General features: G+C 70.1%; 13 protein-coding genes. 1 reads left to right on the top strand and 12 read right to left on the bottom strand.

Annotated elements, in window-relative coordinates:
• Positions 1-65: 65 nt before the first annotated feature.
• The gene (locus tag ABD264_RS08370) at positions 66-1,244 is read right to left on the bottom strand and encodes a polysaccharide pyruvyl transferase family protein (protein ID WP_303104804.1); all 1,179 of its coding nucleotides are present in this window, start codon (positions 1,242-1,244) and stop codon (positions 66-68) included.
• A 39-nt stretch (positions 1,245-1,283) separates the two neighbouring features.
• On the opposite strand from ABD264_RS08370, the gene ABD264_RS08365 reads away from it, so the two are divergent.
• Positions 1,284-2,789 (top strand): amino acid permease, encoded by a 1,506-nt coding sequence (locus tag ABD264_RS08365; protein ID WP_303104806.1) that lies wholly within the window; start codon positions 1,284-1,286, stop codon positions 2,787-2,789.
• 157 nt (positions 2,790-2,946) lie between these two features.
• Here the strand turns inward: ABD264_RS08365 and ald are convergent, their stop codons facing one another.
• From ald to ABD264_RS08310, 11 genes are all read right to left on the bottom strand, one after another.
• Positions 2,947-4,035, bottom strand: coding sequence for an alanine dehydrogenase (gene ald, locus ABD264_RS08360; protein WP_144941258.1), 1,089 nt, complete (start codon positions 4,033-4,035; stop codon positions 2,947-2,949).
• Between the two features lie 189 nt (positions 4,036-4,224).
• The gene (locus tag ABD264_RS08355) at positions 4,225-4,647 is read right to left on the bottom strand and encodes a DUF3151 domain-containing protein (RefSeq protein ID WP_303104809.1); all 423 of its coding nucleotides are present in this window, start codon (positions 4,645-4,647) and stop codon (positions 4,225-4,227) included.
• A 90-nt stretch (positions 4,648-4,737) separates the two neighbouring features.
• Positions 4,738-6,372, bottom strand: a complete 1,635-nt coding sequence (locus ABD264_RS08350) for an AbgT family transporter (protein WP_303104811.1) — start codon at positions 6,370-6,372, stop codon at positions 4,738-4,740.
• 97 nt (positions 6,373-6,469) lie between these two features.
• On the bottom strand, positions 6,470-7,864 hold the full coding sequence (locus ABD264_RS08345) for a M20 family metallopeptidase (protein ID WP_303104813.1): 1,395 nt from the start codon (positions 7,862-7,864) through the stop codon (positions 6,470-6,472).
• An 82-nt stretch (positions 7,865-7,946) separates the two neighbouring features.
• The gene (gene fbaA, locus ABD264_RS08340) at positions 7,947-8,969 is read right to left on the bottom strand and encodes a class II fructose-bisphosphate aldolase (protein ID WP_055084213.1); all 1,023 of its coding nucleotides are present in this window, start codon (positions 8,967-8,969) and stop codon (positions 7,947-7,949) included.
• 220 nt (positions 8,970-9,189) lie between these two features.
• Positions 9,190-10,563, bottom strand: a complete 1,374-nt coding sequence (locus ABD264_RS08335) for a lipase family protein (RefSeq protein ID WP_303104817.1) — start codon at positions 10,561-10,563, stop codon at positions 9,190-9,192.
• A gap of 85 nt (positions 10,564-10,648) precedes the next feature.
• Positions 10,649-11,320, bottom strand: coding sequence for a TrmH family RNA methyltransferase (locus tag ABD264_RS08330; protein WP_303104819.1), 672 nt, complete (start codon positions 11,318-11,320; stop codon positions 10,649-10,651).
• On the bottom strand, positions 11,313-11,894 hold the full coding sequence (pyrE, locus tag ABD264_RS08325) for an orotate phosphoribosyltransferase (protein ID WP_144941270.1): 582 nt from the start codon (positions 11,892-11,894) through the stop codon (positions 11,313-11,315). Before pyrE ends, ABD264_RS08330 begins: the two co-directional genes overlap by 8 nt.
• A gap of 29 nt (positions 11,895-11,923) precedes the next feature.
• Positions 11,924-12,547: a thymidine kinase gene (locus tag ABD264_RS08320; RefSeq protein WP_035960877.1), complete on the bottom strand. Its 624-nt coding sequence runs from the start codon at positions 12,545-12,547 to the stop codon at positions 11,924-11,926.
• Between the two features lie 6 nt (positions 12,548-12,553).
• Positions 12,554-13,429, bottom strand: coding sequence for an agmatine deiminase family protein (locus tag ABD264_RS08315; protein WP_303104823.1), 876 nt, complete (start codon positions 13,427-13,429; stop codon positions 12,554-12,556).
• The gene (locus ABD264_RS08310) at positions 13,320-13,562 is read right to left on the bottom strand and encodes a hypothetical protein (RefSeq protein WP_303104825.1); all 243 of its coding nucleotides are present in this window, start codon (positions 13,560-13,562) and stop codon (positions 13,320-13,322) included. Before ABD264_RS08310 ends, ABD264_RS08315 begins: the two co-directional genes overlap by 110 nt.
• Positions 13,563-13,608 lie beyond the last annotated feature (46 nt).

The raw sequence follows: 13,608 nt of genomic DNA, 5'->3' as shown, positions 1-13,608 counted from the left end.
GATCTGCGGGCCCACGTCCTGGTCGACCCCACAGCCCGGGCCACTGCGCTGGGAACGGGCCCGGTCTACCGCCCGTACAGGAGGGCCGCCTCGTCCCGCTTGACGGCCACGGCCTCACCGAAACTCCCCGGCGCCGCCAGCTGCTCGAGGCCTACGGTCTCCGCGCACCTACCTGCGTCCCCGCCCGCGTGGACCAGGTTCCAGCGGGAGCCCACGTCCACCACGGACTGGTGCTTGATGTCGTAGTACCCGGGTTTGCCACTGAGCGCCACGCCCCTGGCTCCGTGCAGTGCGGCCGTGAGGTGGTGGTGGAAGCGGGTGGTGAGCCACACCTGGTGCGGGCCGAAGCTGAACTCGCCGTCCCACGCAGCCTGGAACGGGATGAACCCCTCGGGGGCGACGACGTCGCGCAGCCGCTCCCAGCCCAGGTGGTCCTCCCCGGGGATCGCCTCCAGGTAGCGCACTGACTCGCGCGGCAGGTCCCAACGCCGCAGCTGGGCCCGGGTGTAGTCCAGCATCCGCTCGAACGCCCCCTCCGCGAGGGTGTCCGACTGCACGCACACCACCACTTCGCTCGGGGTGACCGCGGTTGCCGCTCCCTCGCCCTTCTGCCCGGCCCGGAGCCCGAGCGCTCGGGCGTGGCGCGGGTCCTCGGCCAGGAGGAACGCGTCGTCGAACCCCAGAGGCACACCGGCGGCCTCGGCACTCGGGCGGTCCCGCACACTGAGGTGGTCCAGGTCCGCGAGGGTGTCCCCGGCGAAGGGCATGAGCCCCTGCCCCGTGGCGAACAGCCGCGCACCGGTGAGCTTGCGCACCGCACGCATGGCCTCCACGATCCGGAAGTTCTCGATCCAGTCCTGGTGCAGCACCCCGCCGCCCAGCAGGTGCACGGTGGCTGCTTCGCGCAGGGCGAGCAGCCCGGCGTCGTACTTGGGCGAGCCGAGGTCCGCGATCAGACTCTGCATGGAGCGCCCGGAGCCGTGGTCCATCTCGTGCATTGCGCGGAAGAGAGTGTTCACCACGTGCAGGCGGGGGTGCAGCCCGCGCAGCAGGGCGGTGGCGGTTCCCGGCTCGCGCACGTCCAGCCACACATCCGTGGTGGGCGCGACCTTCGCAAGGTGATTGACCCACGCCGCCGCGATCAGCTCGTCCCCGAAGTTCGGGTAGCCCGCCCAGGAGATCAGGTAGATCGGCGGCTTGCGGGAGGCCACAACACGGCGGTGGTCCTTCAGGAGGGTGCGCATGAACGCAGGCTACCCGCGGGCCCGGTAACCTCTTCTCCCATGACCTCCCCGTGCTCACCCCAGGATCCCTCGCCCGCGCCGCGCAGCTCGTCGAGCGTGATCCACGGCGGGAACCGCGAGCACTCCCCGCAGGCGCCGTCGCAGCCGGCGCAGAGCAGCTACCTCAAGCCCCGCCACCTGGTGATGATGGCGCTGGGTTCGGCGATCGGCACGGGGCTGTTCGTGGGCACGGGTGCGGCCGTCAAGACGGCCGGGCCCGCGGTGCTGATCTCCTACCTGGTGGCCTGCACGCTGCTGGTGCTCGTGATGCGGGCGCTGGGCGAGATGGCCGCGGCGGACCCGTCCTCCGGGGCGTTCTCCACGTATGCCGGAAAGGCCATGGGACCGACCATGGGCCGTGCCCTCGGGTGGCTGTGGTGGGCGCAGATCGTGGTGGTGGTGGCCGCTGAGGCCACCGCCGCGGCCCAGCTGGTCACGGAGATGTGGCCGGGGCTGCCCCAGTGGGTGTGGGCGCTGGTCTTCATGGTGGCGTTCACCGTCATCAACCTGGTGCGCGTGGGTACGCTGGGCGAGACGGAGTTCTGGTTCGCCCTGCTCAAGGTGGCCGCCGTGGTGGGTTTCCTGGTGGTGGGCGTGCTCATGCTGCTGAACGTGCTTCCCGCCCCGAGCCCGGGACTGTCGAACCTCACGGAGCACGGCGGGTTCATGCCCAACGGGCTCACGGGCGTGGCCGCCGCGCTGCTCGTGGTGGTCTTCGCCTTCGGCGGCACGGAGCTCGTGACCATTGCCGCCGCCGAGACCGAGGACCCGCAGACCAACGTGGCCCGCGCCATCCGCACCATCCTGGTGCGCATCCTCATCTTCTACGTGGGCTCCGTGACGGTCATGGTCCTGGTGCTGCCGTGGAACAACGAGGGCCTGTCCTCCAGCCCGTTCGTCGCGGTCCTCACCGAGGCGGGCATTCCCGGCGCGGACGTCCTGATGACCGTGGTGATCATCCTGGCGCTGCTCTCCGCCCTGAACGCCAACATCTACGGCAGCTCGCGCATGCTCTTCTCCCTGGCCCGCCGCGGCTCCGCACCCCGCGCCCTGGGCCGCACCAGCGAGCGCGGCGTGCCGCGGGCCGCCGTGGTGGCCTCCGTGGTCTTCGGGTTCATCGCCGTGGTCCTGAACTACGTGTGGCCGGAGACGGTGCTGAACGTGATGCTCAACGTCATCGGCTCCACGTGCCTGGTGGTGTGGGGCGTGGCCCTGGTCTCGCAGATCATCCTGCGCCGCCGCGCGGACCGCGCCGGGGTGTCCTCCCCGCTGAAGATGTGGGCGTTCCCGTGGTTGTCCTACTTCGCGCTGGCGCTGCTCGCGGCCATCGTGGTGCTCGGTCTGCTGGACCCCTCGGTGCGCCTGCAGTTCATCGCCACGTTCGTGCTGGTCTGCCTGATCGCGCTGGCCTGCAAGCTCCTCATCCGGGGCGACGACGGCGAGCGCCGTCGTTCCGGTGCCTCGCGTGACGGTGCCGCGCACGACGACGCCGCTCCCCTGGTCTGAGCCCCGGCGCGGCTTGTCCGCCACGCGCCTGAACCGCTCCGCACGGGCGGGACGCGAGGAAGCCCCCGGTCCGCGGACCGGGGACTTCCTCGCGTCGTCACTGCGGTCGTGCGGTCATTCCGTTATGCCGTGCACCGCCCACCTCGTGCTCGTGCCGTCACAGCGCCGCGGGCAGGTCTGGGAAGGCCGCCGCGACACCCGGTGAGCACAGCTGCCCCGCACGGGTCGAGAGCCCGGCGGCCAGGGCGGCGTCGGTGGCAAGGGCGGCGTCGACTCCACCGGCGAGCCCCATCACGTACGGCGTGGTCGCGTGGGTCAGCGCCTGCGTTGCGGTCACCGGCACCGCACCCGGGAGGTTGGCCACGCAGTAGTGGCGGATGCCGTCCACCGAATACACGGGGTCGTGGTAGGTGGTGGGGCGCGTGGTCTCGAAGCAACCGCCCTGGTCCACGGCCACGTCCACCAGCAGCGCGTGGGGCTTGAGCAGTGCCAGGTGCTCGCGCCGCACGAGCTTGGGAGCCGCGGCCCCGGGGATGAGGACGGAGCCGACCACCACGTCCGCGCGGGGAAGTTCCTCTTCGATCCGGTGGGTGTCACTCATCAGCACGCGTGCGGTCGGGAAGAGCGTGTCCAGCTGCCGGAGCCTGTCCCCGTTCGCCTCCAGGATCGTGACGTCCGCCCCGGCACCGACCGCGGCCCGTGCGGCGTGCTCACCCACGGTTCCGCCGCCGACCACCAGCACGGTGGACGGCACCACGCCGGGGACACGGCCCAGCAGGATCCCGGGGCCACCTGCGTGGAACTGAAGGTGGTGGGCGGCGTTCGCGATCGCCAGGCGCCCCGCGATCTCGGACATCGGACGCAGCAGGGGAAGCACCCGGCCCACGCGCACGGTCTCGTACGCGATGCCGGTGACGCCGCTTTCCAGCATGGCCTCCGTCAGCCCCCGGCTCGCAGCCAGGTGCAGATACGTGAAGAGCGTGAGGCCCGGGCGGAGGAAGCGGTACTCGGTGCCCACGGGCTCCTTGACCTTCACGATCAGCTCGGCCTGCGCCCAGGTCTCCTCCTGGGAGGTGACGTGCGCACCGGCGGCGCGGTAGTCGTCGTCGGCAAATCCCGCTCCCAGGCCCGCGGCCTCCTCCACGAAGACCTCGTGGTGCCGGGCGACCAGCGCGGTGACCATGGTGGGCGTGAGGCCCACGCGGGCCTCCTCGGGCTTGATCTCGCGGGGTACGGAGATTCTCATGGCGGCATGCTCCTCTCGTGGGACGCGCCGTCCGGAGGGGATGCGCTCAGGCTCGGCGGTGAGCCCCGGCTGTGCCCTCATTGTGCCCGTCCTCGCCGCCCCCGGGACAGGGGAACGGGCAATGTGACCGGGGACCCGCCCCCTGGAGGGACGGGTCCTCGGAGCCGCGCGTTCCCGCGGGCGCTGACCTCAGTGAGCCTCGACCTGCGTGGCGGCCTGCGGATCGGAGTCGTCCAGGAACTTCTCGATCCGCGCGGCCTCGTCCATCTCGCCGATCTGCGCGGCGGCACGGCCGAGCGCGGCCAGGGCGCGCAGGAACCCGCGGTTCGCCTCGTGGGAGTACGGCACGGGGCCGTGACCCTTCCAGCCGTGGCCGCGCAGTGCGTCCAGGCCGCGGTGGTAGCCCACGCGCGCGTACGCGTAGCCCTCCAGGGTGCGGCCGTCCGCGAGCGCGTCCTCCGCGAGGATGGCCCACGGCAGCTGCTCCTTGGGGAACGCGGCGGCGAGGTCCTCGGCCTCGTCGCCCGCGTCGAAGCGGGCCACGAGCTCCGAGTTCTCCTCCAGGTAGGTGGGAGCCGGTTCATCCAGCAGGTTCTTGCCGAGCAGTGCCACGGTGGTTCCTTTCCACGGTCGTGCGGGGTCCGCTGTCACTGTACGCACGCACAACGACGCCGCTCCAGGCCGTTCGCCACCAGGGTTGCCTCAGTCCCCGATCATGATTCCCACGCCCGGGCCCAGTGGCAGGTCCAGCACGTAGAACAGCGTGAGGATGAGCACCCACACCACCCAGAAGGGCACCACGAAGGGGATCATGCGGGCCATCACCGTGCCGAGCCCGGCCGAGGGCTCGTACTTCCTGAGCATGGTCAGCAGCACCACCATGTAGGGGTTCAGCGGCGTCATGACCTGGGTGGCGGAGTCCCCCACCCGGAACGCGGCCTGGATGAACGCGGGCTCGAAGCCGAGGATCCCGAACATGGGCACGAACACGGCGGCCATGAGCGTCCACATGGAGGAGCCGGAGATGATGAACAGGTTCAGCAGCGAGCACAGGACAATGAACCCGATGATCACCGGGAAGCCGCTCACCCCGGCGTTCTGCAGGCCCTCGGCGCCCGTCACGGCGATCCACGAGCCGATCCCGGACCAGTTGAACAGGGCGATGAACTGCCCCAGCACGAAGGCGAGCACCAGGAACGAGATCATGTCCCGCAGGGCGGCACCCATCATCACGGGCACGTCCCGGAACCCGCGCACGGTTCCCGCCACGCGGCCGTAGACGTAGCCGCTCACGGAGAAGAACGCGAAGATGATGAACACGATGGACGCCAGCAGCGGTGACTTGGGAAGGAAGTGCCCAGCCTCGTTGCGCCACGGCGAGTCCGGCAGCAGGGCGAAGACCACCATGGCCACGCCGATCAGCACGAGCACACTGCACGCCCATGCCAGGGCCTTCTTCTCCCTCGGGGACAGCGCCGCCTCCACGTCCGGCTCTCGGGACTCGGCCACGGTCTGCTCGTCCCCCACGATCCGGATGGCACGGGTGTCCGTCATGAGCTGGGCGGTCTCCGGGTTGACCTCGTCCCGGGAGACACCCGCCCGCTCCACGCGCGGCTCCACGATTCTGTCGATGACCCACCCAGCCACCAGGGACAGCACAAGCGCGGCCACGATGTTGAACCAGTAGTTGGACAGCGGGTTCACCTCAGTGGCGCTCTCCGCGAGCGCCGGCACGGTGGGGATCACCGCGTTGGTGATGCCCGCGAACAGGGCGTCGAGCGAGGTCGGGAAGATGTTCGTGGAGTACCCGGCGCCCGCGGCCGCGAAGCCGCCCAGCAGCCCCGCCACGGGGTGGCGGCCCGCCGCCTTGAAGGCGAGCGCCGCGAGCGGCGGGATCACCACGAACGCCGAGTCCGCCATGATCGAGCCCACCACGCCCACGAACCCCACGGTGTAGGGCAGCAGCCACCGCGGGGCGCTGCCGATCGTGAATCGGATGGCCGCGGCCAGGAACCCGGACTTCTCCGCGATGCCGATGGCCAGCAGGATCGTGGCCACCGTGACGAGCGGCGGGAAGCCGATGTAGTTCTCACCCAGGGTGGTGGTGAACCATGCGATCCCGTCCCCCGTGAACAGGCCCTGGATGGCCACGGGTTCGTCCTTGCCCGGAACCTGCACCACCACTCCGGCCCACGCCATGGCCGTGGAGACCGCCGCGGTGATCAGGAACAGGATGGTGAACAGCGCAAAGGGCTCGGGCAGCCTGTTGCCCACCCGTTCGATTCCGGAGAGAAGACGATCCCCCCGGCTGGGCCTGGTGGTGGCGGTGGCGTTCATGGGTGCTCCGTGGTGGTCGGTGGTGTGGAAGGTGTGGTCCGGGGCGGCGTCGTCGAGCCGGTGCCGGAGAAACGGTGGAACGCCCCGTCCCGGGCGCTCAGTCGAAGTAGTCGGGTACGGAGATCCCGCCACCGCTCGCCCGGAAGTCCTCCGCGACGTCGGCGGCCAGCTCGTCGTCCGTCAGGTAGTCGAGGGCCACAGCAGCCAGTCCGTACGCGCCGTCGAGACCGGCGCGCTCCGCGCGCGGGGAGCCCGCCGCCTCCGCGAACTCGCGGGAGTGCAGCCCCGTGTCCTCCGTGGCGATGCCGATGAGCGGGTGGATCCCGGGCACGCGGTAGCTGACGTTGCCGAAGTCTGTGGAGGCGGCCAGCACCTCGGACACGGTCCCGGCGGGGTACGGCTCCCGGTCACGACGTCGCTGGGCCAGTACCCAGCGGTCGGACAGCGGTCCGTTGCCCAGCACCGGCAGCGTGGCCGGCGAGGAGTCCCACTCGATGCTCACGCCCACCCCGGCCATCAGCGCGGCGCCCTCCATCACCTCGGTCACCCGCTGAGAGAGTGCCGCGAGCGTCTCCGGGTGCTGGGAGCGGACGTAGAGCTGCAGGGCGGCGGTCTCCGTGATGATGTTCGGCCGTTCCCCGCCCTGCGGCAGCACCGCGTGGATGCGGTCAGTGGGAGGGGTCTGCTGGCGCAGCAGACCGAGCCCCTGGTAGGCGAGCACAGCACCGTCGAGCGCGTTGCGGCCCATGAAGGGGTGAGCGGAGGCGTGGGAGGCGCGGCCGTGGAACGTCACCCAGCACTGGCGGCGTCCGAGCCAGACCTGGTCCACGAGGTCGGCGGGGTACGGGTGGACCATTGCGGCGGCGTCGACCCCGTCCAGGGCACCCGCCCGCGCCATGATCTCCTTGCCGCCCTCGCCCTCCTCGGCGGGAGTGCCCAGGTAGACCACCCGGCCGGAGAAGGCCCCCGGGTCCTCTCGCAGCAGTTCCACGAGCGCCACGAACGCGCCCAGCCCGGTCACCGCGATCACGTTGTGGCCGCAGCCGTGCCCGATCCCCGGCAGCGCGTCGTACTCGGACATCAGCGCAATCGTGCGGTGGCGGGCAGGGTCGAAGCCCTCGGACTCCAGCTCCGCGCGGACGGCGGTGTCCAGCCCGTGGGCAGGGCACTGCGCGGCGATGTCGTGCGCCGCCAGGTACTCCACGATCCACTCGGCGGCGCGGTGCTCCTGGAACGCCGTCTCCGGGTTCTCGTGGAGCAGGTGCAGGATCCGGGTCAGCCCCTCGGCCTGGGCGTCCACGAGGGACTCGAGCCGGGACTGCAGATCCTCCGTCGCACCGTCGTGCTCCCGCAGGTGGTGACTGAGCTCGCCCTTGCGCCGCTCGGTGTCCCGCCGCAGCTGGTGCAGGTACGCGGTGGACGGCTCCGGGACCGCGGCGACGCGCTCGGCGGTTCGGTCGGGACTCTCGGACTGTTCGGTGCTGGCTCCCATGTCCTGGAGGGTAACAAGTGTCGTGGGACACAGCGGCGCCCCGCACGTTCGCGTGCGGGGCGCCGGAGCAGTGCGGGTGGTGCTACTTGATGGACGTGCCCGCGGAACCGAGGTTCTGGCAGGCCTCCACTACGCGGGCGGCCATGCCAGCCTCCGCCTCGGCGCCCCACACGCGGGGGTCGTACTTCTTCTTGTCGCCGACCTCGCCGTCAACCTTCAGGACGCCGTCGTAGTTGCGCAGCATGAAGCCGGCCACGGGGCGGGTGAACGCGTACTGGGTGTCCGTGTCCACGTTCATCTTGATCACGCCGTAGGACACCGCGTCCGCGATCTCCTGGGCGGTGGAGCCGGAGCCGCCGTGGAACACGAGGTCGAACGGGCGGTCCTTGCCGATGTTCTTGCCCACCTCGTCCTGGATCTCCTTGAGGAGCTCCGGGCGCAGGCGCACGTTGCCGGGCTTGTAGACGCCGTGGACGTTGCCGAAGGTCAGGGCGGTGATGTAGCGGCCCTTCTCACCGGTGCCGAGCGCCTCGATGGTCTTCATGCCGTCCGCCACGGTGGTGTAGAGGGAGTCGTTGATCTCGCCGACCACGCCGTCCTCCTCACCGCCGACGGCGCCGATCTCCACCTCCAGGATGATGTGCGCCTTGTTGGTGCGCTCCAGCAGCTCCTGGGCGATCTTGAGGTTCTCGTCCAGGGGGATCGCGGATCCGTCCCACATGTGCGACTGGAAGATGGGGTCCTCGCCGCGGGCCACGGCCTTCTCGGACTCGGCGAGCAACGGCAGCACGAAGCCCTCGAGCTTGTCCTTCGGGCAGTGGTCCGTGTGCAGGGCGATGTTGACGTCGTAGTTCTTCGCCACTTCGCGCGCGAACGCGGCCATGGCCAGCGAACCGGTGACCATGTTCTTCACGGACGCACCGGACCAGTACGCGGCGCCGCCGGTGGAGGCCTGGATGATGCCGTCCGAGCCCGCCTCGGCGAAGCCGCGGATCGCGGCGTTCAGGGTCTGCGAGGAGGTCACGTTGATGGCCGGGTAGGCAAAGCCCTTCTCCTTGGCACGGTCGATCATCTCGGAGTAAACGTCAGGGGTTGCGATGGGCATGGTGTGCTCCTTCTTCTGGGTTCCCGATGCACGGTTGGACCGTGGCCTGAGGCCTCTTCCCAGTCTAGGCGACCGGGGGCGGGCACCTGTGATCCGCGCTATGGTTCCCACCCACCACAAGCCCCACCTTGCGGGGCGGCGCGGACGACGCCGAGGGGTCACCACCGCACCCCGGCACCGCAGGATGCGGTGCCGGGGTGCGGTGGCTCATCTCGTGACATCACAACCGCCAGCACGAGCTGGTCTGCGGGATGCCCTTGAACCGTGCGTCCAGGTAGACGAGCATCGGGGGAATGCCTTCCAGGGAGGCCCCCACATGGGTGGGCGTGGCGAGCGTCTGCATGGAGACGTTCACGCCGGAGGCGCACCATTTCTGGGCGAGCCGTCGGCCCGTCTGGTAGGGCACGACGTCGTCCGCCACGGTGTGGGCGATGCGCACCGGGACACGAGGGTGGCGGCCCGCGGCACCGATGGTCTGCTCCTCCAGGTACGCCTTCAGAGCGGGGTCTCCGAGCAGCTGGAAGAAGGAGCGCCCGTCAGCCGTGAGCTTCTCGGACGGCACCAGGGCGTCGGAGAGGACGGTGCCCACCAGGCAGCTGTCCTGGGCCTTGTCATAGCGCCTCTGCCCCTCCGCATTGAGTCTGTCCCGAACCGCCACCCCGGAGTCCTCGGCCGCCCCCATCACGTAGAAGGACAGGCCGGAGAAGAGAGAGGAGTCGATGTGCTGACCCGTGAGTGTGAGGTCCGCGGGCGGCGCACCCACCCAGGCGCTCTTGAGCTGCACCTCCGGGGCGTACTCAGGGGCGCTCTCCGCGGCTGCAGCCGTGGCACCGCCGCCCTGCGAGTATCCCACGGCGGCCACGGGGGTCTTAGCGTCCACTCCCTCCATGCCGAGCTGCTGCGCACCGCGCACGGCATCGAGCACGGCATGAGCCTGGTCCACGCGGTTCATGTAGGTGTGGGCGCCGTCAGTGCCCAGACCGATGTAGTCCGGGGCCACCACGTTGTAGCCGGCATTGATCAGGCCGGCCAGGCTGAGGCCTTCGTAGTTTGTGCCCATGGCCATCTGACGGGACGGCGCGCACGAGTCGCCCATACCCTGGGTGCCCGAGGACAGCACCACGAGCGGCCGTGGACCGGGCTTGCGCCACGCAGCCTTGGACTGCAGCACGGTGCCCGTGGTGGCCACGGCCTGGTTCTTGCTGTTGGTGCTCCTGTACATGATGCGCGTGGCGGACGCATTGGGCTTGATGAGCTTGACGGGGTCCAGGTAGAACGTGGACGGCTCCGAACGCACCACGCCCCCGTTGGCGGCAGGCAGCTGCGCCGGGGTGCTGTAGAAGTCCGTGTCCGTGGAGCTGCGGAGCTTCTTCAGCGCATCCTCGCGGGCAAGATCATCGCGGGTCAGACCCTGCTCCTGGAGCTTCTGGTCCTGCTCGCTGCGCGGCAGCTCGGAAAAACCGTCATCTGGTGCGGAGCCTGCTGCGCTCTGCGCATGCGCGGGCCGCAGTCCAGCAAGCAGCAGCCCAACGCCCAGGGCGAGGGCACCCGCAGAACGCCGCAAGGACGATGGCCGTGTGGTCGAGGCAGCCATGAGCATGCGAACCTTTCATCATGTGATTTAACTCACATGACCATACGGTAACTTCTGCCTCCTGGCTAAGGTCGGCCGGCCTTTTTCACGCTCCCGCCCCCTTCCTGACGTCGGACGAGGGCGCAGGACGCTGCTCGAACACGTGGCGGCGGATCCATGCATGCATGGTCACGGCGGCGGCCGCTCCGGCGTTGATGGAGCGGGTGGAGCCGAACTGCTCGATGGCCAGCACCGCGTCCGCCTGGTTGACGAGCTCCTCGGAGACGCCCGGGCCCTCCTGGCCGAAGACCAGGACGCAACGCTCTGGCAGGTCGAACATCTCGATCAGCTGCGAGCCGGGAACGTTGTCGATCGCCAGCACCGCAAGCCCCTCCTGGCGCGCCCAGTTCATGAACTCCGCGACGCTCGCGTGGTGGCGCACGTGCTGGTATCGGTCGGTGACCATGGCCCCGCGGCGGTTCCAGCGGCGTCGCCCGATGATGTGGACCTCACGCGCGAGGAACGCGTTGGCGGTGCGCACTACGGAACCGATGTTGAAGTCGTGCTCCCAGTTCTCCACGGCCACATGGAAGGCGTGGCGGCGGGCGTCCAGGTCCTCGATGATCGCGTCCATGCGCCAGTAGCGGTACTGGTCCGCCACGTTGCGGCGGTCGCCCGCGCGCAGCAGCTCCGGGTCCCAGTGCTCCCCGTCGGGCCACTCGCCCTGCCAGGGGCCCACGCCGACCTCTCGATCAGCGGGCAGTTCAGAGTCAGTCAAGCCCCAGCTCGTCCTTGGAGTAGGCGTACAGGCACGGGACGCCCGCGGTCTCCTCGATGCGCTCCTTGGCGCCGGTGCGGCGGTCCACGATCACGGCAACGGCCACGACGTTCGCGCCCGCCTTCTGCAGCGCCTCCACGGCGGTCAGGGCGGAACCGCCGGTGGTGGAGGTGTCCTCGACGACCACCACGTTGCGGCCCACCACGCTGGGGCCCTCCACCTGACGCCCCATGCCGTAGGACTTCTGAGCCTTGCGCACCACAAAGGTGTCGACGGCGCGGCCCTGGTCCCCGGCCGTGCGCATGATCGCGTTGCCCACCGGGTCCGCGCCCATGGTGAGCCCACCGGCGGCGTCGAACACGATCCCGGCCTCGTCCAGCAGACCGAGCATGACCTGACCCACGTACCGGGAGGCCTCGTGGTGCAGGGTCACGCGGCGCAGGTCCACGTAGTAGTCCGCTTCGATGCCGCTGGCCAGCGTGACCTTGCCCCGCACCACGGCGAGGTCCTTGATCAGTTCGCGCAGGCGCTCACGGGCGGTGGCCAGGTCCACGGGAGAGAAGTCGGTGCTCATACGGGCAGTTTACGTGCCGGGCTGTCCTCTCAGCCCAGCCTGCCGCCGGATTCCCGCAGGTAGCACGCCGCGCACAGGGACTCGTAGGTGACGGCCACGCCGTCGATGGCCACCTGGTCCCCCTCGAACACGAAGTCGTCGCCCACCTTCCGCGTGTTGAACAGGGCCTTGCGTCCGCAGCGGCAGATGGTCTTGAGCTCCTCCAGGGTGTGGGCGAGCTCCATGAGCCGCTCGGAGCCGGGGAAGGAACGGGTGCGGAAGTCGGTGCGGATGCCGTAGGCCATCACGGGCACGTCCAGCAGCACGGCGATCCGTAGCAAGTCGTCCACCTGCCCGGTCTCCAGGAACTGCGCCTCGTCCACCAGCAGGCACGCCACGGGCTGGGCGTCCACGTGCTCGAGCAGGGCCTCCGGGTCATCGCCGGTGGAGTGGCGCTTGAACAGGCCCATGGCGCTCTCGCCGGGCTGGATCAGGAAGTCCACCGTGCGGGTGACACCCAGCCGGGAGAGGATCTGGTCCTCGCCCTTGGTGTCCACGTGGGGTTTGGCGAGCAGCACGCGCTGCCCGCGTTCCTCGTAGTTGTAGGCGGCCTGGAGCAGCGCCGTGGATTTCCCGGAGTTCATCGCGCCGTAGCGGAAGTAGAGCTTGGCCACGGTCGGTCAGTCTATCGCCGCCCGCAGCCACGCCTTCGACGGGCGCGGCCAGCGCTGCACGCGGCCGTCCTCGGAGGTGGCCTCGAGCGCGTACTCGATCTCACCCGAGGCCGGGCCCTGCGGCAGGTGGGCCGTATACTCGCCGTTCAGCGCGGTCTCCCGCATGGGCGTGCGGCAGTGCAGCACGTCCCCGTCCCGCCAGCCGGTGGGGCCCGTGTTGCGGGGGTTGCGCACCGCGTGGGGCTCCTTGTCGAAGGAGAACGTGTACCCGCGGACCTCGTAGCCCGGCATGGCCGCGCGCCACTGCTCCAGGGCCGTCTCGTCCTCCGGGATGCCGTAGCGCGGCACGTAGACCACCTTGTTGAGCACCACCGAGTTCACGTACGGCGCCAGCCCGCCGTGGGGGCTGATTCCGGTGTCCATGCGCAGGATCTCGAAGGGCCGCCCCCAGCGGGTGAGCAGCGGCTCCAGGTGCTCGGTCACGATCGCGTCGTAGCGTTCCCGCAGCGGGTGGTCCGCGGGCGGGCGCAGCACCAGCAGCCGCTCCTCGTCCAGGACCTTGAGCAGGCAGTCCGCGTGCTGGATGCCCCAGTTCTCGTAGTCGGGCAGCACCACGTGCTCACTCATGCCCGTGGCTGCGGAGGCGTCCTGGCGCGCCTCGTCCCACGTGGCGCCGTCGAACCTGTTCTCCGCCACGAGCACCTCGGTGCTGATGAGCAGGTCGCGGCCGTCCAAGAGCACGTTGCCGCCCGTGAGCAGCGCGGGACTGCCCTCACCATGGGATGCAGTGACCCGCCGAGGTGTCCATGGACGTGTGGAACACGGGATCGCCCCAGAGGTTGCCCTGGTGCCAGTTCCAGAACGTGTGGAACGCGCAGGCACCCCACAGGTTCCCGGAGACCCACGGCCACAGGACCAGGAAGACGGCCACGCCGCGCGAGTTCGCCCAGGCCACCCACGTGAGACCGCCGTGGGCGCCGTGCAGCGCGACGACGACGATCGTCTCGACCCCCATGACCCCCGGCGGGGCGAGACGGCCTGCACCGGGTAGCCGCGGTCCG

It is taken from the genome of Kocuria salsicia, assembly GCF_039532055.1.
Taxonomy (GTDB): Bacteria; Actinomycetota; Actinomycetes; order Actinomycetales; family Micrococcaceae; genus Kocuria; species Kocuria salsicia.
Note: the sequence above shows the minus strand (reverse complement) of the source record. Positions and strands in the feature narration are given on the sequence as shown.